The organism is Hydrogenophaga bisanensis (assembly GCF_042665135.1).
In the GTDB taxonomy this organism is placed as follows: domain Bacteria; phylum Pseudomonadota; class Gammaproteobacteria; order Burkholderiales; family Burkholderiaceae_C; genus Hydrogenophaga; species Hydrogenophaga bisanensis.
Window position 1 is genome coordinate 1 of sequence record NZ_JBHTBX010000022.1, and the last position, 19,920, is coordinate 19,920.

The 19,920-nt window shown below is 66.9% G+C and carries 23 protein-coding genes and 1 pseudogene; 11 read left to right on the forward strand and 13 right to left on the reverse strand.

Going from position 1 to position 19,920, the window contains the following annotated elements:
• Positions 1 to 697 (reverse strand): DNA-binding domain-containing protein (locus ACFQNJ_RS18825; RefSeq protein WP_465262232.1); only part of this gene is annotated, 697 nt, incomplete at its 3' end.
• Positions 698 to 889: 192 nt separating this feature from the next.
• Here ACFQNJ_RS18825 and ACFQNJ_RS18830 point away from each other — a divergent pair.
• The 6 genes from ACFQNJ_RS18830 to ACFQNJ_RS18855 are packed head-to-tail and all read left to right on the forward strand — an operon-like array spanning position 890 to position 4,128.
• Entirely contained in the window at positions 890 to 1,102 is a 213-nt protein-coding gene (locus ACFQNJ_RS18830) for a ribbon-helix-helix domain-containing protein (RefSeq protein WP_382260253.1), read from the forward strand.
• Positions 1,103 to 2,251 (forward strand): DNA cytosine methyltransferase, encoded by a 1,149-nt coding sequence (locus tag ACFQNJ_RS18835; RefSeq protein WP_382260255.1) that lies wholly within the window; start codon positions 1,103 to 1,105, stop codon positions 2,249 to 2,251.
• The gene (locus ACFQNJ_RS18840) at positions 2,251 to 3,183 is read left to right on the forward strand and encodes a DUF4928 family protein (RefSeq protein ID WP_382260257.1); all 933 of its coding nucleotides are present in this window, start codon (positions 2,251 to 2,253) and stop codon (positions 3,181 to 3,183) included. Before ACFQNJ_RS18835 ends, ACFQNJ_RS18840 begins: the two co-directional genes overlap by 1 nt.
• Complete coding sequence (locus ACFQNJ_RS18845) at positions 3,180 to 3,593, forward strand: very short patch repair endonuclease (protein ID WP_077189551.1); 414 nt, start codon at positions 3,180 to 3,182, stop codon at positions 3,591 to 3,593. Before ACFQNJ_RS18840 ends, ACFQNJ_RS18845 begins: the two co-directional genes overlap by 4 nt.
• Positions 3,590 to 3,766, forward strand: coding sequence for a hypothetical protein (locus ACFQNJ_RS18850; RefSeq protein ID WP_165926966.1), 177 nt, complete (start codon positions 3,590 to 3,592; stop codon positions 3,764 to 3,766). The genes ACFQNJ_RS18845 and ACFQNJ_RS18850 overlap by 4 nt, the downstream gene beginning before the upstream one ends.
• Complete coding sequence (locus ACFQNJ_RS18855; RefSeq protein WP_382260259.1) at positions 3,763 to 4,128, forward strand: helix-turn-helix domain-containing protein; 366 nt, start codon at positions 3,763 to 3,765, stop codon at positions 4,126 to 4,128. The genes ACFQNJ_RS18850 and ACFQNJ_RS18855 overlap by 4 nt, the downstream gene beginning before the upstream one ends.
• A gap of 87 nt (positions 4,129 to 4,215) precedes the next feature.
• On the opposite strand, the gene ACFQNJ_RS18860 is transcribed toward ACFQNJ_RS18855, so the two are convergent.
• The 5 genes from ACFQNJ_RS18860 to traA all read right to left on the reverse strand — a co-directional run bounded on the left by ACFQNJ_RS18860 (position 4,216) and on the right by traA (position 9,385).
• Positions 4,216 to 4,416, reverse strand: coding sequence for a hypothetical protein (locus ACFQNJ_RS18860; protein WP_382260261.1), 201 nt, complete (start codon positions 4,414 to 4,416; stop codon positions 4,216 to 4,218).
• Positions 4,417 to 4,455: 39 nt separating this feature from the next.
• Positions 4,456 to 5,436 (reverse strand): S1C family serine protease, encoded by a 981-nt coding sequence (locus tag ACFQNJ_RS18865; RefSeq protein WP_382260263.1) that lies wholly within the window; start codon positions 5,434 to 5,436, stop codon positions 4,456 to 4,458.
• Entirely contained in the window at positions 5,423 to 5,641 is a 219-nt protein-coding gene (locus ACFQNJ_RS18870) for a hypothetical protein (protein WP_382260265.1), read from the reverse strand. The genes ACFQNJ_RS18865 and ACFQNJ_RS18870 overlap by 14 nt, the downstream gene beginning before the upstream one ends.
• Positions 5,642 to 5,713: 72 nt before the next feature.
• Complete coding sequence (locus ACFQNJ_RS18875; protein ID WP_079651109.1) at positions 5,714 to 6,085, reverse strand: hypothetical protein; 372 nt, start codon at positions 6,083 to 6,085, stop codon at positions 5,714 to 5,716.
• A gap of 33 nt (positions 6,086 to 6,118) precedes the next feature.
• Positions 6,119 to 9,385: a Ti-type conjugative transfer relaxase TraA gene (gene traA, locus ACFQNJ_RS18880; protein WP_382260268.1), complete on the reverse strand. Its 3,267-nt coding sequence runs from the start codon at positions 9,383 to 9,385 to the stop codon at positions 6,119 to 6,121.
• A gap of 193 nt (positions 9,386 to 9,578) precedes the next feature.
• Here traA and ACFQNJ_RS18885 point away from each other — a divergent pair, with 193 nt between their 5' ends.
• Genes ACFQNJ_RS18885 through ACFQNJ_RS18900 form a run of 4 tightly spaced genes read left to right on the forward strand, consistent with a single transcriptional unit; the run spans position 9,579 to position 13,033 of the window.
• Positions 9,579 to 9,830, forward strand: coding sequence for a TraC family protein (locus ACFQNJ_RS18885; protein ID WP_003159123.1), 252 nt, complete (start codon positions 9,579 to 9,581; stop codon positions 9,828 to 9,830).
• A 22-nt stretch (positions 9,831 to 9,852) separates the two neighbouring features.
• Entirely contained in the window at positions 9,853 to 10,074 is a 222-nt protein-coding gene (locus ACFQNJ_RS18890; RefSeq protein ID WP_191604242.1) for a conjugal transfer protein TraD, read from the forward strand.
• Between the two features lie 32 nt (positions 10,075 to 10,106).
• A complete protein-coding gene (locus ACFQNJ_RS18895) occupies positions 10,107 to 12,629 on the forward strand; it encodes a type IV secretory system conjugative DNA transfer family protein (RefSeq protein ID WP_224776057.1) in 2,523 nt (840 codons plus the stop codon).
• Positions 12,630 to 12,640: 11 nt separating this feature from the next.
• Positions 12,641 to 13,033, forward strand: a complete 393-nt coding sequence (locus ACFQNJ_RS18900) for a hypothetical protein (protein ID WP_114484335.1) — start codon at positions 12,641 to 12,643, stop codon at positions 13,031 to 13,033.
• Between the two features lie 83 nt (positions 13,034 to 13,116).
• Here ACFQNJ_RS18900 and ACFQNJ_RS18905 read toward each other — a convergent pair whose 3' ends face one another.
• From ACFQNJ_RS18905 to kynU, 7 genes and pseudogenes are all read right to left on the reverse strand, one after another.
• A complete protein-coding gene (locus ACFQNJ_RS18905; RefSeq protein WP_382260273.1) occupies positions 13,117 to 13,581 on the reverse strand; it encodes a thermonuclease family protein in 465 nt (154 codons plus the stop codon).
• Entirely contained in the window at positions 13,581 to 14,273 is a 693-nt protein-coding gene (locus ACFQNJ_RS18910; protein ID WP_111111075.1) for a DNA-binding protein, read from the reverse strand. Before ACFQNJ_RS18910 ends, ACFQNJ_RS18905 begins: the two co-directional genes overlap by 1 nt.
• A 987-nt stretch (positions 14,274 to 15,260) precedes the next feature.
• Positions 15,261 to 16,268 (reverse strand): replication protein RepA, encoded by a 1,008-nt coding sequence (locus tag ACFQNJ_RS18915; RefSeq protein WP_382260275.1) that lies wholly within the window; start codon positions 16,266 to 16,268, stop codon positions 15,261 to 15,263.
• 257 nt (positions 16,269 to 16,525) lie between these two features.
• Complete coding sequence (locus tag ACFQNJ_RS18920) at positions 16,526 to 16,795, reverse strand: CopG family transcriptional regulator (protein WP_111111096.1); 270 nt, start codon at positions 16,793 to 16,795, stop codon at positions 16,526 to 16,528.
• 14 nt (positions 16,796 to 16,809) lie between these two features.
• On the reverse strand, positions 16,810 to 17,469 hold the full coding sequence (locus ACFQNJ_RS18925; RefSeq protein WP_382260278.1) for a nucleotide-binding protein: 660 nt from the start codon (positions 17,467 to 17,469) through the stop codon (positions 16,810 to 16,812).
• A gap of 127 nt (positions 17,470 to 17,596) precedes the next feature.
• Complete coding sequence (locus ACFQNJ_RS18930) at positions 17,597 to 17,896, reverse strand: hypothetical protein (RefSeq protein WP_170132857.1); 300 nt, start codon at positions 17,894 to 17,896, stop codon at positions 17,597 to 17,599.
• 132 nt (positions 17,897 to 18,028) lie between these two features.
• A pseudogene (kynU, locus tag ACFQNJ_RS18935) lies at positions 18,029 to 19,266 on the reverse strand (kynureninase).
• A gap of 430 nt (positions 19,267 to 19,696) precedes the next feature.
• Here kynU and ACFQNJ_RS18940 point away from each other — a divergent pair.
• Positions 19,697 to 19,920 (forward strand): Rieske (2Fe-2S) protein (locus ACFQNJ_RS18940; RefSeq protein WP_465262233.1); only part of this gene is annotated, 224 nt, incomplete at its 3' end.

Here is a 19,920-nt window from a genome sequence, read left to right on the forward strand (position 1 = left end):
CCACCATGCCGACCACGCAGCGGGTGAACACGTCGATGGCAATGGTGAGGTACGGACGGCCAATCGGTTGCCGGTCGCGCTCGTCCACCACGATCAGGTCGATGACCGTGTGGTCGATCTGCACCTGTTCCAGTGGCGCGGCAACGGCGGGAGGCTCACCGCCGACACCTTGCAGGTTGCGGGCCGCATCCTTGCCTTCTCGGCGGCGAACGGCCTCACGCGGATCGCGGCCGGCGATTCGCAACGCCACGGTGTTGCGCGCCGGCACCCGCAGCTTTTGCGCTTTGCAAGCCTGCGCGACCTCACGGTAGAACGCCGCTAGGCTGCGCTTCTGCTTGGTCAGGAAGCGCTTTTGCAGCAGCTCGCGGATGATGCGTTCGACCGACTCCGGCAAGCGGCCTTTACCTTTGCCACCGCTCGACTGCCCAAGAGCCAAGTCAGTGACCAGTCCCGAACCTTGCCGGGCACGGCGGATCAGGACGTAGACCTGCCGCCGGGACAAACCCAGTGCCTGGGCTGCCGCGTCGGCCGCTTCATGCCCGACCGTCTCCGACTGCGCCAGCGGCCCAATGATCTCCGCACGACGACGCGCTCGCTCCCATGCCTGTTCTGGCAGGGTGGCTACGCCGTGCTCGGCAATCGGTACGGTATCGGTCGCCATGCTCACCTCGCTTTGGTGCACACGAGTATTAAGCATAGACGAGATTGGTGCAGCCGACTGCTGATATCGGTCTGTCAGGAGTGGGCTGCACAACAGCCGTTATGCCCATTCAATTGGTGCAGTCGTGTTCTGAAAATGACAATATGCGCCTGGCGCGCTCCACCGGCCCCAATGCGCCGCCGTCTAGTCGCCTGGACAATGCACCAAAGTGGCGCCATACTGGCGCCCATGACAACGAAAGCCGCTCACAAAGATTCGCGCTCTCGCCTGGAGCGCTTCACCATGCGCCTACCGGCCGAAATGGTCGAAGCCATCGACGCGGAATGCTCGCGCCGCGCGGGCAACGTCTCGCGCAATACCTGGATCACCGAAGCCGTGCAGGAAAAGCTGGCGCGCAACGGAGCGGCGGGCCAATCAACCAGCGCAGGGGAGGGGGCGTAAATGGCGAGCTTCTATGAGTTCTTCGCCGGCGGCGGCATGGCGCGCGCCGGCTTGGGTGACGACTGGCAATGCCTGCTCGCCAATGACTTCGACCCGAAGAAGGCGGCCAGCTACGCCGCGAACTGGGGTGCCGATCATCTGCGCGTCGGCGACGTGGCCGCGCTGACCACGGCCGATCTGCCGGGCGCGGCTGACCTGGCTTGGGCCTCGTTCCCTTGCCAAGACCTTTCCCTGGCCGGCGCCGGCGCCGGCCTCAAGGGCGAACGCTCCGGCACGTTCTGGCCGTTCTGGAAGCTCGTCAAGGCGCTGGGCGAGGAAGACCGGGCGCCGCGCATGGTCGTGCTCGAAAACGTCTTTGGCGCTCTCAGCTCGCACGGCGGCAAGGACTTCGCCGCCATTTGCGCAGCGCTCGCCGGCGGGGGCTATCGCTTCGGCGCGGTCATCATCAACGCCGTGCATTTCGTCCCGCAGTCGCGGCCCCGTCTGTTCATCATCGGCGTGCGCAAGTCCTCGCCGATTCCTCGCGCCCTGGTCGCCGATGGCCCGGAAGGGGAATGGCATCCGTCCGCGCTGATCGAGGCATACGGCAAGCTCTCGAAGCGTTCGCAAGGCTCCTGGATATGGTGGCGCCTGCCGGCGCCTCCGGCGCGCACGTCGATCTTTGCCGACCTGGTGGAAGATGAGCCGCACGGCGTCGCTTGGCACACGGCGGCCGAAACCAAGAAGCTGCTGGGCATGATGAACCCGCACAACCTGGCGAAAGTCGCGGCGGCCAAGAAGGCCGGCGGCCGAGTGGTGGGCACGATCTACAAGCGTACCCGCGCCGATGGCCCGAACGGCGAGAAGGTGCAGCGCGCCGAAATCCGCTTCGATGACGTGGCCGGCTGCCTGCGCACGCCCGTTGGAGGTTCGAGCCGTCAAACCATCATGGTGATCGAGGGCAAGCGCGTTCGTTCGCGCCTGCTGTCGCCGCGTGAAGCGGCCCGCCTCATGGGGCTGCCGGACACCTACATACTGCCCAAGAACTACAACGACGCTTATCACCTGGCCGGCGACGGCGTGGCCGTGCCGGTCGTGCGCTTCCTGGCCGAACACATCCTAGAACCGCTGTTAGCGGCGGCCCTGGCGGTCGAGAAGAAGGCAGCGTAATGACGGATTTGTTAACGGCCCTGCGGGACTTCAACAAAGACCGAAAATTCAACCGCAAAGGCCCGCTGTGCGTGGCGCTGGTCGTCACCCAGCACGCGCGCAAGATGGGCTTGCCGCTCGATCCCGACAAGCTGCTGACCGACGCCGGCGGCCAGGTTCTCGGCCTGGGCAAAGGCGCGGTGCAAGCGGTGCTGAACCGTCACGGCATCACCCGCGTTTTAGCCGCTGAAGGCGGGCGCACCAGTCGCGGCAGCATCAGCAACATGCGCGAGTATGTGGCGTTCCTCAACGGCCAGGCCGCCGGCGGTGCGGTCGATCTCGATGCCGTGGAAGCGTTCTGGATTGAGCGCGTGCATGAGTTCTTTTCGGCCAAGCCGTTCAAGATTCGCCTGGATGCCTCGCGCAGCCTGCGAACGCTGGTGCGCGACGTGATCGCCCAAGCCGAAGAACGGCAGCGCAACACGCCGGGGATGCAGTATGCCGGCGCGGTGCTGCAACACCTGGTCGGGGCCAAGCTCGATTGCGCCCTAGGCGCCGGCAACTTCGAGCACAACAGCTTTTCAACGTCCGACGCGCAATCAGGCCGCAACGGCGATTTCTTCATTGGCGATGTGGCTATCCACGTCACCACGGCGCCCGGCGAAGCGGTCATTGGCCGTTGCCGCGACAACATAGACAACGGCCACCGGCCGATCATCGTCACGACAGCGCGAGGGCTGACGGTTGCCGAAGGGCTGGCCGAGAATGCCGGCCTGGGCGAACGCATCGACGTTTTCGAGGTTGAACAGTTCGTAGCCCTGAACCTCTACGAGCTGGGCAAGTTCGCGGCCGAAGGCCGGCGCGTCGCGGTCGGCGACGTGGTGACGCGCTATAACGAGATCGTGGAAGAAGTCGAAACCGACCCGAGCCTGAAAATCGAATTTCGCCAATGAGCGAGACGCCGGAACAGCGCAGCCACACCATGCGGGCTGTGCGTTCCCGCGACACGGGGCCGGAAATGATCGTGCGGCGCTTCCTCCACGCCGCAGGCCTGCGCTACCGGCTCCATGATCGACGCCTTCCCGGCGTTCCTGACTTGGTGTTTCCAAGCCGGCGCGTTGCGCTGTTCGTGCATGGGTGTTTCTGGCATCAGCATCCCGGCTGCGAGGCAGCCGCCCGGCCGAAATCTCGCCCGGACTACTGGAACCGGAAGCTGGATGGGAACGTGGCGCGTGACGCCCGCCACCTGGCCGAGCTGGCCGCCGCCGGCTGGACGGCCCTGGTAGTCTGGGAATGCGAAACGCGAGACCCGCAACGCCTAGCCGCGCTGGCGGCTCGCATTCGAGAGAAGGGAAGGACATGAGCAACGAAACCGCCACCATCAGCGCCACCGTTCCTGCGGCCGTGAAATCCGAAGCCGCCGCCGTTGCGGCCGCGCACGGCATGAGCCTAGCCGTCCTGGTGCGCGAGCTGGTGGCCCGCGTGGCCGCCCGTGACGCCGAAACGCTGGCCTGGCTCGATGAGGCTCGCCGATGACCGACCCGAAAAACCTGGAAAGCTGGCTGCATGAGAAGGCCGGCCCGGCCTATGACGCATTGAAGGCCGACCCGGCCCGCGCCGTCACGCCCGACCAGGTGCGCCACACGCTCGATGAGCTGCTGGCCGAAGCCGAAGCATCCGGCCAGTATCCATTGCCGCCGGAGCAACGCGAATGGGTGGATGCGCCGGCGGTCGGCCGTGAAGTGCTGACGCCCTATGACCCGGCCGAGTGCCTGACCAGTGCCGAGGCCGTGGCCGCGTTCCTGGCCGACGCCGAAGCTACGGCCGACCCGGCCTATATCCAGCACGCCTGCGAAGTCGCGGCGCGGGCCAGGGCCATGCACGGCCTGGACGGGTAGGGCTGGCCAGCATCGCCATTTCTGACGGTGCAGGCCCGGAAGCGAAAAGGGCGGCGACCTGGCCGCCCTTGCTGTTCCTGGTTGCCTCTACAAGCCCGCCACGGCCAAGGCGCGGCCGATGGGCACGGCCTGGGTGAATGGCCCGGCGCTGTGGCTCACAAGGCCCACGGCCTCGCCCCGGCCATTGACCTGCAGCACCGTCAAAGCCGACGATGCCGAGCCGGCCCAGGGCGGGCCTGTATCGCCGGAAACGACGATGCCGAGCAGCGGCACGGCGACCTGCAGCATCGCCAGGAATGGCGTGGCCCGCTTCCTGGCGCTGCGCTCTTATCCGCAGGCCTCGCCGTTCGCTTTCGCCTGGCAAGGGCTGATGATCGCGGCGCGGCGCTCGATCTCGCCTGCCACCTCCAGCACCTGGCCGATGGGCACGGCCTGATTGAATGCGCCCTTGCCGAAGCTAACCATGCCCACAGCCTCGCCTCTGGTGTTGAACACCGGGCCGCCGGAGTTACCGCCAGCCACAGGGGCGTCGATCTGCATCATGGGCTGCGTCTGGAACATCCCGGAGGCCTCGCCGTAGCGGCTCACGATCCCGGCCGACAGGGAAAAGCCCCAGCCGTTGGGTGCGCCCACGGCCGCGATGGCCTGCCCCTGCCGGGGCATGGCAGGTGCAGGCTTCACCGGCCGGCCTGGCTCGCCCTCGATGCGCAGCAAGGCCACGTCCAGGGATGGATTAACCCCAGCCACGCGGGCCGGCCGCCATTCGCCCGATGCCAGCTTGACGCGCACCGCCTCGGTGCCGCTGAGAACATGCCCGGCGGTCGCCACCTGGCGGCCGTCACCGATCAGGAAACCCGCGCCCATCGTCACCCATTCGCGTTCGCTGTCGGCTTGCGCCCATCCGGCCTGCCAGGCGCGATACCGGGTCAGGATGGCGGTCGCAAGGTTCGTCTGCACGCCAGGGACAAGCCATGCGCGGTTACTGCTGCCGTCGCCCTTCGCCTGCTCGATGACGGCCACCATGACCACGGAAGGCATGACGCGCCCGGCAACCGCCGGCCAGTCGGGGGCAGGGCAGGGGCGCTTGTCCAGCGCCAGGCCTTCGCCGGCGGCACGCCGTGCGCTGGCTTCATGGTCGCCGGCCAGGTGGTCGCGCCAGCCGGCATCGCTAAGGCGCTGCTGCGCGGACGCGATGGCGTTCACATTGGCCTGCGTGGACGCCAGGGTGTAGCCGGCTGCGGACAGCGCCGCGCCGGCGGCAATGTAGGCGGCAAGGGCGGCCTGCCGCCAGGCCTTAACGCTGCCCATGCCGTGCGCCCTCCTGCTCGATCAGGCCGCGCATTTGCAGCCGCTCGCCGGTCTGGTCGCCGATGCGCAGAACCTCGATGTGCTGCTCATAGGCGGCCTGGATCATCCAGCCCGCCAGCGCCAGCCCGGCCAGTGCAGCCGCAAAGGTCACGCGGTATTTCGTTAGCTCGCGGCGGGCGCCGCCGGTAACATTGGTTTCAGCCATGATTTCATCCCTCTGTCGGATGGGGTTGTGGTTAGGCGCCTGGGCCGGTTGCCGCCGCCCTGGCGCCGCCTTTCAGCGGCTAAAGCTGCGGGACTGCTCCCGGTCGCGCGCCGCCTTCTCCTTGAACCGTTCGGCGATCTCGCGGGCGCGGGCCTGCTTCACCTGGTCGCCGTTCTCGTTGTCCCGGTTCAATTCCTTTGCCAGCGTCTTTGCCTGCTGGCCGTTGATCTCGTTCAGCTCGACTTTCTGGCTGGCGTCCAGCTCGAAGCCCTGGCCCTGCTGGCCTTGCTTCTGCTCGGCCTCGATGGCCTGGGACTGCTGCGCGGCCGCCTGGCCGTGGCGTTCCAGCCGCTCAAGGTCTTTCGCCTCGCGCCGCTGCTGCGCCTGCTCGATCTGCTTGGCGTAGCCCTGGGCCAGCTCGTCGTTCGTCGGTTCTGTGCTCATGGTGCGTGCTCCTGGTTGGTTGAAAACGGCGCGTCACCGGCTCAAACCGCCGTTGCCGCGTTCCTGCTCGCGCTGCCGCTGCCGGCTGCGCTCGATCTCCTTCGGGTCGCGTGCATACCTGTCGGCAAGCTCGCGCTGCATCTTGTCCAGCTCGACGGCCTGGCGCTCCTTCGGCAGAGCGTTGAACCGCTCGATGCGCTCGCGCAGCTCGGCCGGCAGCTCGCGCCAGGCGCTCGGGTTGCGGTCGGTGTAGCCCGCAAAGCCCGCCTGCCGCTTCACGGCCAGCGCCTTGAACTGGTCGGCCTCTCGCTTGGCGTACATCTCGGCCCGCTTGCGGTCTTGCTCGCTGACCTGGACGGCCGCAGGGCGCTCCGGCTCGGCCTTGGCCTGGGACGGCTGCGCCAGGCCCGCAAAGGCCCTCTGCTGGCCTTCCTGCATGATCGCGGCCGCATGGTGCCGGGGGTCTTTCCCGGCCGCCTGGAACTCCTGGGCGACGGCAAGCTGTGCCTTCGCCACGTCCAGCGCCAAGCCGCCGCCGGCCGCCTCGGCACGCTCGACGCCAGCGCGAAACCCGGCCAGCGGGTCGGGGGCCGGGCGCTCGGCCTGGGGCCGCTGCGGCGCTGCCGGCTGCTCGATCTGCTGCGGCCGCTGCACGGCCGGACGGCCGGCAATGTCGGTCGCGGGCATGAGGTCGGGGCGGCCGTGGCGCTCCAAGCTGCGGCGCATGGCGCGCTGCATCTTCCCGGCCAGCTCGGCCACCTTCGCCCGACCGCGCTCGATCCAGCGGCGCACCACGCTTTCGCCATCGAAGCCGCGACGGTCGGCAAAGTCCAAGGTGCTTTCCTTCGGCCGCTCGCGGCCCAGCACCTGGGTCAGCTTCCCGGCGGCCAGCTCGGGCGCGGTGCGAACGTGCCAGGTGTTGCGCTCGGCCGTGGTGCCGTCCGGCAGGCGGACGGTTTCAGAGCCGCCATGTTCCAGGCCGATACGGTCGCCTCGCTTCGCCCCGCTGGCCGCAATGGCGCGTTCAAGATCGACGCCCCAAATTGTGTGCCGTTCGCCCTTGTCGTTCTCCAGCGTGGCGAAGTAGGACAGGCCGTTTTTCGGGTCGTGCTCGTAGGGCGCTGCGCCATGATCGACCAGGCGGCCGGCGCGGCGGTCGGTGAAGTCGTCGGCTCCTGCAAACAAGGTCGCCGCCTCGCGGTGCCGAGTCATGCCGACATACGCAAGGCTTCTATCCATGCCGGGGGTCGCCAGCAGATAGGCGCGATCCACGGTCACGCCCTGGGCCTTGTGGATCGTGACGGCGTAGCCGTGATCGACGGCCGCATATTGCCCGGCGCTGAACTCGCGCATTTCGCCACTATCCAGGCGCACGGCCAGGCGGCCATTTTCGGCCCGCTCGACGGTGCCAAGGGTGCCGTTTTTCACGTCCAGCTCGCGGTCGTTGCGCAAGAACACCAGGCGGTCGCCTGGGGCAAATTCCCGGCCGCCGCGCTCGGTCATAAAGCGGGCCGTGCCGCGCAGCTCGCCGCGTTCTTTGCGGGCCTGGCGCACGGCTTCATTGAGCGCCTGCACGTCCTTATTGCTGTGCGCAAGGATGATCTGGCTACCCTTGCCCTGGTCGCCCACATACGCGGCCGCCAGGGCCTCGCGTGCGGCCTCGCGGCTGTCGTGGATTTTGACGTGGCCGCGCTCGGCATAGGCCGCCAAGCCATCGGCAACGGAACCGCGCGCAAGCTCCTGGCCGGCGGCACGCGCCCATGCCTCTTTCTGGCGTCGAACCTCGGTGATTTCTGCCGCGCCGACATGCTGCACCACGCCCCGGAAAGCCGCGCCCGCCTCTATGGCGGCAAGCTGCTTGTCGTCGCCCAGCAGGACGACTTTTGCCCCGGCCTGCTCGGCGGCTTTCAGCACGCGGCCAAGCTGGCGGCTGCCGATCATGCCCGCTTCGTCGATCACCAGAACATCGCGGGAAGTGAGTTTGTCTTTTCCGTTCTTCCAGGCAAATTCAAGGGATGCCAGCGTGCGGCTGTCGATGCCGCTGCCGGCCTGCAATTCGTCGGCTGCCTTGCCGGCCAGGGCCGCGCCGCGCACGTTGTAGCCGGCCGCCTCCCACGCCTCACGGGCAACCTTCATGCTGAACGATTTACCGGTACCGGCGTCACCGATCACCACGGCCAAACTGCCGGCCTGCGTGACGTGGCGCACGGCGTTTTTCTGCTCGTCCGAAAGGGTGCCGACTCCATCAATGACGGCATTCACGATGGCCGTGGAAACGCCATGCTTGCCGCTGCCAGCCAGACGCTCGGCGCTCGCCACCATTGCCCGCTCGGTGTCGATCATTTCGCGGGTGGAGAACTTGGCCGGATGGCGGCCTGTGGCCGGCTCCAGCTCGACCAGGTGCGGCGAGTTTTCCAGCTTCGCTAGAAGCGCCTGGAACTGCTCGGCGTCGTCAATGTAGCGGTTCAGCTCGGCGGCAATCTCCCGGCGGCTGAAAACGGCTTGGGTGGCCGTAATCTTGTCAAGGATGATCTCGGGCCGCTCGGCAATCTGGCGGGCTTGCTCCTGCCGGTCTGCGTTGTGCAGGTCGATGCGCTCCACGCCTTCCAGGCCGCGCCGCTGCATCGCCACGGCATCGGTGCCAATGTGACGGGTCGGGGTCAGCTCGATGCCCTGGTCGGCATAGCTGCGGTGATCGACGCGGGCGCTAATGCCGGCCCGCTCCAATGCCTCGTTTGTCAGCTCAGCCCACTCGCGGCGAATGTCGGTAATGTCGCCCTGGCTGGTGCCTGGAATGCCAGCCTTCTGCCGATCCTTGTTCGCCAGCTCAATGACGGCCTTCGCGCCCAGCGTTCCATCGGCCTGAATAGTGCGCGTGGTCGCCAGCATGTGAACGTGAAAATTCCGGTCGTCGCCTTCCCTGTCCGGGGCGTGGATGCAGACATCCACGGCCACGCCGTAGCGGTCGGCGATAGCCTGCCCCATGCGCGTTGCCAGCTCGCGCCGGTCGGCTTCGTTCAGCTCGTGCGGCAGGGCCGCCCGCCACTCGCGGGCCACTCGCGCATCCTTGCGCTTCTCGGCGGCTTCGGCGGCATTCCACAAGGCGGCGCGCTCGGGAACCGGCACGCCTGCGGGCGTGACGATCTCGGCCGACAGGACGCCGCCTTTCCGGGTGAAGTCGAACACTTCCCCGGTGCGCTCATCTACCAGCTTCGACGCAGACCGATAGGCGGCAGCGGCCACGGCGCTATGCCCGGCCGCCCGCCCTATCGTGTGCGTGTTCAGGTGATAGATCGCCATATCTTCCCTTGGCGTTTTAGCCGCTAAAAAGGGGTGCCTGGGTATCCCCGGCCGCATGAGGGTTGCGCAGCAACCCGTAAGTGCGCATTTCGCTTCGCTGCATGACTATACCAGCGCCGCGCCTTCCCTACCAGCCTCGCAAGGTGCTAACATCACGCGGGCATAACCCGCAATCACGAAAGGAGCTGTAACGATGGCACGAAAGACCCTATCCGAACGCAAGGCCGACAAGCTGGCCGAGCTGAACCGCATCAAGGCTGAACTGGCCGAACTCGAAAGCAAGGCCGCCGAACGCATTGGCAAGATTGCCATTGCCGCCGGTCTCGGCGATCTCGACATTGACGACGCCGCCATGCGGAAGGAGTTTGAGGCTATCGCCTCGAAATTTCGCAAAGGCGAAACCCAGCAAGCTGCTCCGGCTCCGGCAGCGCCTGGCACGAACTGACCGCGATTTGGGACGCCTTCGGATGAACGCCAGGAAAGAAGATGCACGCCGCAAGATTCAGCTTGGCGGCTTGGTCATCAAGTCCGGCATGGCGGACTATCCGGCATCCGTGATCTTGGGCGCTTTGACCCTCGCGGCCGGCGCGCTCAAAGGGCCGAACGCTGACGCCGCCAAAGCGCGCTTTGAGGCGGCCGGCGATGAGGCTTTTTCCGATGATGGAGAGGACGGCGGCAACCGTTCCTAGCCGTCAATTTCTACCTGACAGAGAGGTGAAGCATGATGGATTTTGAAGCTCTAGCAGCGCGATTGTGGGCCGCCGTGGTGGCGGTGTTTTTCGGCGTGTTCTGCCTGTCTCTGGCGACAACGGCGCACGCCCGCGTTTTCCCCGAATGCAACCCGGCGGCCGAAGCCGGAAAGCTCTACGGCGCGGCCGACGCTGACGCCTGGGTGAAGCGCATTTGTGACGCGCAGGAATCGACCTACCGGACGTGGGAAGCGAACCTGCAAAAGCTCGACATTGGGCAGCAGGATTTGGCGATGGCGACGAACGCCGGAGACTGGAACGCCTACCGCGCCAAGTGGGCCGAATTGCTGCCAGTCTTGAAGGAAATGGAAGCGGCCGCGCTGGCGAGCCGGAACGCCGCTGGCGCGGCGAACATCCTCAGCCTGTACCGCGCCGACCTCGGCCTTTTCTTGCAGAACGCGGGCCTGGGAACGGCGGCGAATCTGGACGAGTTCAGCGCCCGGATTTCCGGCGGCCTGGACGGCCAGCGCCCGGCGGCGGCGGCTACCGCCGGCGTCAATGTGGTGCAGCAGTCCGTGACGCGGGGCGTCGAGTTCGTGAAGGGGCTGGCGGCTGCGGAAGGCGACAAGGTTCTAGCGGAGTATCGCGGCCAGGTTGAGCAGAAGGCCGCGACGCGCCGGGAGGAGCTTTCCGGCAGCACGGCAAGCGGCTATTTCGGCGGGTTCGCCCGGCGCATCACCGAGGTTTGGGGCATCTTCTTCTTCGTCCTGTTCGTGCTGATGCTCGGCGCGGTCGTGGTGGCCGTGAAGCGCAAGCAAAACCCGATCACGCTGGCGAGCGCGGCCGCCCTCGCCTACCTGCTGCCGGGGTCGGCAATGGTGCTGGCGTTCGTGCTGGTTCCGTTCCTGCCGTCCTGGGCCATGATCGCGGCAACCCTGGTCGGCACCTATGCCATGTATGCGCAAGGCGGCCGCATCTGCGGCGCGCTGGCGTCCAAGCTCGGCGAAGGCTCCACCCTGGGCCATCGGCTGCGCGTCCTGGGGGCCTGGCTGGACAACCTGCGGGCCGGTTTGCAGGGCGAACCGGGCGGCGCTGCCAGCATCGGCGCGGCCGCTGTTCAGGCCGCTTCCGCGCCCGGCGCGCAGCCGGTCACGCATGGGTCGGCCAGGTGGGGCACGGTCGCGGAAATCCGCCAGGCCGGGCACCTGGTCGCGCCCGGCAAGCCCGCCGGTTTTGCCCTGGGCCGGGTGGCCGATGCGCCCGCCGGCCTCGATCAGCGTTTCCGCTTTACCGGCCACGTCGTGACGGTCGCCCCGACCGGCTCCGGCAAGGGCATTGGCGCGGTAATTCCGAACCTCCTTGACTATCCCGGCTCGGCCCTGGTGCTCGACGTGAAGGGCGAAAACGCGGCCGTGACGGCTCGCGCCCGCCGCGAGCTGGGGCATAAGGTTTTCGTGGTCGATCCGTTCGGCGTGACCAAGGGCGAGGCGCACGCCTTCAACCTGCTGGATCGCCTCGATACGAGTGACCCGGAATGCGTCGGTGAATCGGCCGTGCTGGCTGACTGCCTGGTGATTCCAGACCCGAAGGGGCAGGCGCACTTCGACGAGTCGGCCCGGACGCTGCTGCAAGGGCTGATGCTGCACGTTGCCGGCCTGGATGAAGGCCGGCGCAATCTGCCCGAAGTGCGGCGCATCCTGACCGCCGGCGAGGAAGTGCTTTTTGAGACCCTGGCCGAAATGGCCGCCGACGAAAAGGCCGCTTTCGGCCTTCCGGCGCGGGCGGCAAACACCATCATGGGGATGCCCGACCGTGAACGCGGCTCGGTGATTTCCACGGCGCAGAAGAGCACGGCCTTTATGGATGATCCACGGATCGCGGCGGCCGTGTCGCGCTCCGATTTCAACCTGGCGAACATGAAGGCCGAACTGATGACGGTCTACATGGTGCTGCCCGCCAACAAGATCGGCCCCAATGCCCGCTTTGTCCGGGCCTTCATCGGCTCCGTGATCGCGGCCATCACGTCGAGCACCACGCAACCCATGCACCGGGTCGCCTTCCTGCTCGATGAGTTCGGCCAGCTCGGCTACATGAAGCAGATCGAGGACGCGGTTAGCCTGATGCGCGGCTACGGCCTAGCCTTCTGGGTGTTCATCCAGGACTTGAGCCAGTTGAAGGGCGTCTATCCGAAGTGGCAAACCTTCCTGGCGAACAGCGCCAAGTCGTTCTTTGGCACGGACGACTACGACACGGCCAAGTACATCAGCGACAGCCTGGGCAAAGCCACGATTGAGTTTGAGACGGAGAACACCGGCCGCAACAGCGGCGCCGGCGTTTCCGGCGGTGGCGGTTCCCTGAACCGGGGCAAGTCCAGCGGCTCAAGCCAGCAGTTCGCCGGCCGCGAGCTGCTGACGCCGGATGAGGTCATGCGCCTGGGGCCGGAAAAGCCCATCGTGCTGGTGAAGGGCGAATATCCCTACCTGCTCGACCGGCTGAACTACCTGGCCGATCCCGAGTATGCCGGGCGGTTCGATGCGAACCCCTACCATAGCTGACGGGCGCGGCCATGTGGGTTTTCGTCGTCATCGGTTATCTGCTGCTGCTCGGCCTGGCCGTCTGGTTCGGCGGCGGCGCGGTGATGACGGTCGCCGCCGGCGGCTTCGTCCTGGCCGTGGCGCTCTGGCTGCTCGACGGCCTGCTGGCCGATCTGCTGCGCGGGCCGCTGCGGTGGCTCGCCAAGCCCTTCCGGGCGCTGGCCTCGGCCCTGGGCGTCCTGATCGTGCTGCCGTTCATCCCCGGCATCTTCCTGGGGTCGTTCCTGCTCGAACTGTTCCGCCGGCGGCAGCGCCTGGCGGAACCCGGCCGCCCTGCCCCGGCCACACCGATGCAGACTGCGACGCGGCGCACGGCGGACGTGATCGACCTGGCGGCATTTCGCCAGCGGCGCGGCGGGCAGTAATCTTCAGCGGCTAAAGCCGCCCCTCAAGAGTCAATATCAGCCCGATAGATGCACTGGTTTTAACATTAAAAACAGTGCATTTCCTATCGTTTCGCCCTGTATTCCCACGGCGGCACCGGCGCGGTGTTGATCCATAGGCCACGCCGAGCCGCCCTCGCCTCGTCCTGGATCGCGTAGAGGCTCCGGTCGGTCGCATAGCGGTCGAAAACCCATGCCATACCGCGCCGCACCTGTTCGGCGCTGGCGTCAATGCCCGCGCAGCTCACGCGGCCAATGGTGCGGCCGTAGCGGTCGCGCCCGCCGTCCTCGATGGCGGCATCCCGGCCGTAGCAAAGATCGGAAAGCGATTGCTTCGACCGCTGGCCGAAGGGCTGCCGCTTTTCGGGCGCGTCGATCTCGGCCAGCCGGATACGGTGCTGGTGCCGGCCGGCGTCCAGAATGGTGAGCGTGTCGCCATCGGCGACGGCCACCACCCGGCCGCGCAGCTCGCCGGCGTGGGCGGTTGTCGCCGCCAGGATGACCGCGAACGCGGCCAGACCTGCCCGCATCACTTGCGCCCCTTCGGCTTGTCCTGGTCGGCCGCCGGCTGGATGCGGGCCAGCAGCGCGGCGTTCTGTTCCTGGTGCGCCGTGAGCTGCCCGGCCAGGCGCGCGGCTTCCTCGCGGACGCCCGCCAGTTCCTCGCGCGCCTGCTCGGCGTCCTGGTGCGCCCTGTCCAGCTCCGTGCGCAGCTCGCCGGCGCGGCGTTCGATCTCCTGAGCGCGGGCCTCGGCGGTGTGCGCCTGTTCCTGGGCGGCGGCCAGTTGGCCGCGCAGCTCGTCGGCTTCGCCGCGTGCGGCCGCTTCGGCCGCCTCGATGGACGCCAGGCGGGATTGCAGGTCATCGACCTGGGCGGCCAGGCGGTCGGCAAGCTCGGTCGCCTCGGCCCTGTCGGCTTCCAGCTCGGCGCGGGCCTTTTCCAGCCCCTCCCGCTCAACGGCAAGCCGGGCGTTCGCCAGTTCCAGGGCGATGCTCCACACCTCGGCCCCGACCTCGGCCAGCCGGTCGGCGACGGCCTGGGGTGCTGGCTCGCGTAGCGGCGCGGCGGCCGTGGCCTGCCGAGCCTTCCATTCGTTCAGCGCCGGGGAAATGGTGGTGTAGCTGCCGCCGGTGCGCTGGCGGATGGCCTCAAGGGTGGGTTTCTGGCCGGCGGCGGCCAGCTCGTCGGCGGCGGAAAAAATCTGCTCTTTCGTGACTGCCATAGAGGCTGCTCCTGTATGAAATGTAGCGTTGTAGTATGTTGTATGATACTACTACATACTACAATTTACAAGCCATACGGCGAAATACTACGCGCCGGGCCTGGGCTAGCACCGGCCGGGAGTGCGTCGGGATCGAAATTGGCCTTGTGCGGGCCGTGGCGGCGTTTTCCGGCGTCGGCGGCACCCTACCCCTACCCTCGCCGGTTTTGGGCTTCCTAGGCGCTCCTGCGCGGCCTGGGTGTGGTTCCGGGCCTTCCTCGTCGGGAATGGCGATGCTGGCCGCGCCTGGCCGCTGGCCCTTTCCCTTGGCGTTCAACCCGGCGGCCTTCCCAGCTCGCGCCGGCAGTTGAGGTTGGGCACGGCCTCGGCAAGCCGCTTTTCACTGCTAAACCGTTTTTTGCGGCCTTTCAGCGGGGCGTGGCGCTGGATAAGGGCGCAGGCGGTGGAGTTGCCACCGGCGCGGCGTGCCGCGCCCTGCTAAGCAGCCTGGCCGTAGGCCAGCACGATTGCCGGAGGGGGAGCCGGCGAAGCCGGGGGAACCCCGCAGGGGTGCCACGCCGAAGGCGCAGGCCAACGCCTTAGGCGGCGGGGCGGAGCGCGAAGCGCGGAGGGTAGGCGCGCCCGTAGGGCGCTACGGCGTTTCGGTTCGCGCTGTCGGTTGAGTTTTCCACTGATTTGGCCTGCCAATTACAGGCAAATATTTATAGGAAAACTTAAAGGCTTAACCGTACCGGTTTAGGGGGGGGGCGATTTCACGAACCAAGGGGGGGCGATTTCACGTGGATAAGCCACCCAAGGGGGGGGCGATTTCACGAACCAAGGGGGGCGATTTCACGTGGATAAGTGCGGCTATCCACAGGGTTTGTCCCCAGTTCAGGGCCTGGCCGGGGGGCGTATGCCTGGTCAGCCCTGAAACGACGCGGCCGCCTCGATCTCGGGGGCGGCCGGTGCGGTGCTGCAAGGGGGGGGCGATTTCACGAAGTTTAGCTAAACCGTGGGGCCGCCCTTGTAGGGGATGGGCGGTGGCGAGCCGATCAGCAGCACGCCGCCGGTGACAGGCTTCACCCTCGCTTGCGGATAGACGGCCAGCACCTTCTTGAGCGCCGGCAAAAACTCCTTCTTGAAGTCCTTGTCGGGGTCTTTGCCTCGGTACTCCTGGGCGAACTGCTCGCGCAGCGCCTTCCAGTGCAACGTCACACCTCGGCCTTCGATGCGGTGCAGTCGGTGGGCCAGCCACGCATACACGTCCAGGGCCAGCGCGGAACCTTTCAGGGCGTGCAGAGCGCGATTGTCCAGCGGCACGGCGCTTTCGATCAGGGAGCCGTAGTAGTCCTCTGACAGCACCATGACGCCAGGCCATAAGGCGCGCTGCTGCGTGTCCTTGTTCGACACCCAGGCGTCGAATTGCTGCACCGGCTGGCCGTTGTAGGTGCGCCCCTTGAACCCGAGTTGCAGGCGAGCGGCGGCGAGGGCGTGCATCTGCTTCCGTAGCGTCGTGTAGCGGCGGCCGTCGCTCTCCATCCCCATCAGCCGCAGGAATTCGGCGGCACTGTCGCCGATGGGAATCTCCCGCTCCTTGTTGCGCACGGCGAAGGTGGAAACCCACGCCAGACCAAGCCGGGGCATGACGCCATAGGGGATAGGTTGCAGCACCGGCCCCTTCCCTTCGTCCAGATAGCCTGCCTGGACATTGACCCAGGCCGCGCCGGACTGCCGCATGAACTCACGGCCTTCGACCTTAGCGCGAGGCAAACCGACCTGGCACAACACCGCATGAGTGAAAGCCATGTCCTCGCCGCTCGGCGGGTTGGTGGCGATCTCTGCGCCGGCCTCGATCAGCTTCTGGTCTTGCTCGGTCAGGATGATGCCGGCCGGGGTGATCTTGGCCCCGGCGCGGGGCTTCCTGGTCTTGTCCTCTGCCTTGGCCTGCGCCTTCACGATCAGGCCGCCCACCAGGTCGCCAATCTGCTGCGGGCCGTTGTTGCGCTTGGTCATGTGTTCTCCCCTTACCTGCTGGGCCGCCGCCACGGTGCCGGCCCTATGGGCTTCACGCGGCCGGATTCGAGCGGCACCAGCCAAATGCCATTGAGCCGCCACGGTGCCGGCAAACCGAGCTGCGCGTTTTCGCGGGCCGCTTGGGCCAGGTTCTGCGCTATCCGCTCGGCCTTCTTCGCCCTGGTTTTAGCCGCTAAAGCGGCGCAAATGCTCATGGGTTGCCCTTGGATATTAATTTCATTCTTTATGAATGTCGTTTAGCTCTGGAAAATATCGCCTTCCAAGGCGCGGAAAATCGCCATGTTGATGACGGCGGCGCGGGCCTGGCCGGTGCGCTTGGCGACCTCATCGACCTTGCGCAGCAGCTCGGGCGCAATGGTCAAGGTGATCTGCCGCTTGTGCCCCTTGGGGATGCCCTTCTCATAGGCGGCCGCCGGTTCGGCCTTGCTGGCGTCGGGTGCCCCCTGGATGAAAGCATCCTGGGCGGCGGTTGCCGTGGCGGTCTTGGGTTTGCGCTGTATTGACATGCTAAAAACTCCCGTTAGGCGATTTGTTGGATATTAAAAAGCGATGAAACGAGACTATCAATCTCGGCTATCGCCTTCGGGTCGCGGGGGACCAGCTCGGACACGGCCAGGCCCGCGCCGCCGGCATTACTGAACGCTTTGCGCCGCCGGATCGGGGTTGCCAGGTACTCGAACTGTGGAACCTCGGCCACGGCTGCCGCCGCGTCGGCGTTGTCGGCCGAGTGCTCGCCGGGGTCGGCTTGGTTCATCACGGCGAAGGCGCGCAAGCCGTCGCGCACGCTCCGGGCCTCATCCACCAGCGCCGCCATGTCATCGAGCGCCCACACGTCATAGGAACGCGGCGCGAACGGCACCAGCAGCACATCGGACAAGATCAGCGCCGCCCGCAGCGCGGTCGAGTCGCGGCCGCCGGCATCGATGATGATGTCCTGCCACTTGTCCCGCTGCTGCTGAACCTGGCCGCGCAGGGCCGGGCCGTCCGCGTATTGCGCACAGGCAATCCCCGGTTGCCGGCCACTCTCGGCCCGCGCGGCGATGGCCGCCGCTGCCGTGCCCTGGCGGTCGCCGTCGATCAGCCACACGTCGCGCCCGGCCAAGGCGCGGGCGATAGCGAGCTGAACGGCCAACGTCGTCTTGCCGACGCCGCCCTTGGTGTTTCCTACGGTAATAATCACATCGGCACCTCAGAAGGATATTAACTGACAGTGCCTAATTGTGCCGGCCCGGCTCGGTTGCGTCAATAGGGTTAGCGCACTTTTTGAACGTTCTTTTAATATTAAAAGCGACCGTTAAAAACGGTCTTTAGCGGCTAAAGTCCTGCGCCTCCCATAGCGCCCGATAGGCCGCCTCGTCGGCGGTCGGCTCGCGGTCGAGCTGTTCCAGCAGCCAGGCCACGCCGGCGGCCATCGCTTCGTCGTGGTCGAGATACCGGCCATCGAGCGCGGCATACATACCGCCTTGCCTGGTGGTCACTTCCCAAGCCTGGCCGTCATGGGTGCGGCACACGGCATAGGCGAAGTAATCCCCCTTGGCGTCCATCTCGTCGTGGGCTGCTTGCAGCTCGGGCCGAAGCGGGGGCAAGGGATAGTGTCCGTTTCTCATGCCTTCATGCCCTCCTGGTCGCCGGCGGCCAGCGCGTCGGCGTACTCGTGAGCGGCGGCAACGTGGACCTGGCGCGGTTCTGCAGCCTTGTGGCTTCCGCGTCATTCATCGCTTGCTGACGCTGCACCGCTGTCAGGTCACCGCCTTGCGCTGACTGAACTCCGGCGCCTGCCAGGCCCCCGACTGCATGATGTCCTTGAGGATCGCCACCGCGTCCCACGCATCGGCGAAGCGCAGGTACAGCACCGCGAAGCCGAACCGAAGGATGTCGGGTGCGCGGAAGTCGCCGATGACGCCGCGGGCGATCAGCGCCTGCATGATCGCGTAGCCCTGCGGGTGCGTCAGCGCAACCTGGCTGCCGCGCTCGGCCGCGTCGCGCGGGCTCGCCAGGCCGAAGCCGAAGCCGGCGAGTTCCTGCTCCACGAGGCGGATGAACAGGTCGGTCATCGCCACGCTCTTGCGCCGCAGCACCTCCATGTCGACGCCGTCGAAGGCATCCAGCGCGGCATCGAGCGCGATCAGGCTGAGCTGGGCAGGCGTGCCGACCAGCAGGCGGCCATGCCCCGGCCCGGAACGTAGTCGTCGCTGAAGTCGAACGGGCGCGCATGACCGAACCAGCCGGTCAGCGGCTGGTGCACGAGTTCCTGGTGGCGCCGCGCGATGAAGACGAAGCCCGGCGCGCCGGGGTCGCCATTGAGGTACTTGTAGCCGCAGCCCACGGCGAAATCGGCCTGGCAGGCGTTGAGGGCACAGGACATCGCGCCCGCCGTGTGGCACAGGTCCCAGACCACCAGCGCGCCGGCGGCATGGGCGCGGCGGGTGATCCCGGCCATGTCATACATGCGGCCGGTCTTGTAGTTGACGTGGGTCAGCGACACGATGGCGACACGCTCGTCGATGGCAGCGGCCACCGCCTCCGGTTCGAGGGCGACGAACTCGACATTCATCAGTTCGGCCGCGCCGCTGGCCACATAGGCATCGGTCGGGAAGTTGCCGCGCTCGCCCAGGATGCGCCGCCGGCCCGCGCGCATGCGCAGCGCGGCGGCCAGCACCTTGAACAGGTTGATCGAGGTCGAGTCGGCCACGATGACCTCGTCGGCGTGCGCGCCGATCAGCGGCGCGATGCGGCCGCCCACCCGTTGCGGGGCCGGATACCAGTCGGCTTCGTTCCACGAGCGGATCAGGCCCACGCCCCACTCGTGCTCCACCGCGCGGGCCACGCGCGCGAGCACCGACCTGGGCAACGCGCCCAGCGAGTTGCCGTCCAGATAGATCACGCCGGGCGGCAGGGTGAAGCGCTCGCGGCAGTGCGCGAGCGGGTCCTGAGCGTCGAGGCGGGCGGCGTGTTCGAGGGTCGGGGCGGGCGTCATCGTCGGCTCCAGGGGTGAGGCGTGGGCGGAGCGTTCATCGCAGGCCCAGCCTCAGACCCTAGTATCGTCCGGCTCGCGTTCTCCAAGGCCGCCGTTACTCGGCCCGCATAGCGCTCAGAGGTGGTGACGGCGATGGGCTTCATCTGTCCGCTCTTCACGTGCGGCATGAGCGAGAACATGGGATCGATCAAAGAAGGTCGCTCACCTTCACAGCTCGCAATTGCGCAATGCGCAAACATGGCTTGTGCAGACATAGGCGTCAAACCACACTTCGGTTCGTCGAGCGAAGGCTGGTGACCCCGCCTCTGCGGCGCAGACCAAGTGTGTTGCGGGCCAAGAGCTCGCGAGGCCCAAGGAACCTCACCGGCCGGACCAAATCGGCCAACCCAGCAACAAGACGGTCGGCTTTGGGCCGACAGAGGAGCAATGAGTGGACGAGCACAAGGTTCGATGGAAGCATGACTCGAATGTGAGGGTGCCCTTCGCGGTGTACTCCGATGAAAACACCGCAGCGCGCGAGCAGGAGCGCATCTTCCGCGGCGCCACCTGGAACTACCTGTGCCTGGAGGCCGAGCTGCCGGAAGCGGGCAGCTACCGCACCACCTTCGTCGGCGAGACGCCGGTGGTGGTGGTGAAGGACGCCGACGGCGAGAT

Bases quoted from the DNA above. Each gene is read 5' to 3' on its own strand.
- ACFQNJ_RS18830 (WP_382260253.1), top strand. From the start codon at position 890: ATGACAACGAAAGCCGCTCACAAAGATTCGCGCTCTCGCCTGGAGCGC.
- ACFQNJ_RS18835 (WP_382260255.1), top strand. From the start codon at position 1,103: ATGGCGAGCTTCTATGAGTTCTTCGCCGGCGGCGGCATGGCGCGCGCC.
- ACFQNJ_RS18840 (WP_382260257.1), top strand. From the start codon at position 2,251: ATGACGGATTTGTTAACGGCCCTGCGGGACTTCAACAAAGACCGAAAA.
- ACFQNJ_RS18845 (WP_077189551.1), top strand. From the start codon at position 3,180: ATGAGCGAGACGCCGGAACAGCGCAGCCACACCATGCGGGCTGTGCGT.
- ACFQNJ_RS18850 (WP_165926966.1), top strand. From the start codon at position 3,590: ATGAGCAACGAAACCGCCACCATCAGCGCCACCGTTCCTGCGGCCGTG.
- ACFQNJ_RS18855 (WP_382260259.1), top strand. From the start codon at position 3,763: ATGACCGACCCGAAAAACCTGGAAAGCTGGCTGCATGAGAAGGCCGGC.
- ACFQNJ_RS18860 (WP_382260261.1), bottom strand. From the start codon at position 4,416: ATGCTGCAGGTCGCCGTGCCGCTGCTCGGCATCGTCGTTTCCGGCGAT.
- ACFQNJ_RS18865 (WP_382260263.1), bottom strand. From the start codon at position 5,436: ATGGGCAGCGTTAAGGCCTGGCGGCAGGCCGCCCTTGCCGCCTACATT.
- ACFQNJ_RS18870 (WP_382260265.1), bottom strand. From the start codon at position 5,641: ATGGCTGAAACCAATGTTACCGGCGGCGCCCGCCGCGAGCTAACGAAA.
- ACFQNJ_RS18875 (WP_079651109.1), bottom strand. From the start codon at position 6,085: ATGAGCACAGAACCGACGAACGACGAGCTGGCCCAGGGCTACGCCAAG.
- traA (WP_382260268.1), bottom strand. From the start codon at position 9,385: ATGGCGATCTATCACCTGAACACGCACACGATAGGGCGGGCGGCCGGG.
- ACFQNJ_RS18885 (WP_003159123.1), top strand. From the start codon at position 9,579: ATGGCACGAAAGACCCTATCCGAACGCAAGGCCGACAAGCTGGCCGAG.
- ACFQNJ_RS18890 (WP_191604242.1), top strand. From the start codon at position 9,853: ATGAACGCCAGGAAAGAAGATGCACGCCGCAAGATTCAGCTTGGCGGC.
- ACFQNJ_RS18895 (WP_224776057.1), top strand. From the start codon at position 10,107: ATGATGGATTTTGAAGCTCTAGCAGCGCGATTGTGGGCCGCCGTGGTG.
- ACFQNJ_RS18900 (WP_114484335.1), top strand. From the start codon at position 12,641: ATGTGGGTTTTCGTCGTCATCGGTTATCTGCTGCTGCTCGGCCTGGCC.
- ACFQNJ_RS18905 (WP_382260273.1), bottom strand. From the start codon at position 13,581: ATGCGGGCAGGTCTGGCCGCGTTCGCGGTCATCCTGGCGGCGACAACC.
- ACFQNJ_RS18910 (WP_111111075.1), bottom strand. From the start codon at position 14,273: ATGGCAGTCACGAAAGAGCAGATTTTTTCCGCCGCCGACGAGCTGGCC.
- ACFQNJ_RS18915 (WP_382260275.1), bottom strand. From the start codon at position 16,268: ATGACCAAGCGCAACAACGGCCCGCAGCAGATTGGCGACCTGGTGGGC.
- ACFQNJ_RS18920 (WP_111111096.1), bottom strand. From the start codon at position 16,795: ATGTCAATACAGCGCAAACCCAAGACCGCCACGGCAACCGCCGCCCAG.
- ACFQNJ_RS18930 (WP_170132857.1), bottom strand. From the start codon at position 17,896: ATGAGAAACGGACACTATCCCTTGCCCCCGCTTCGGCCCGAGCTGCAA.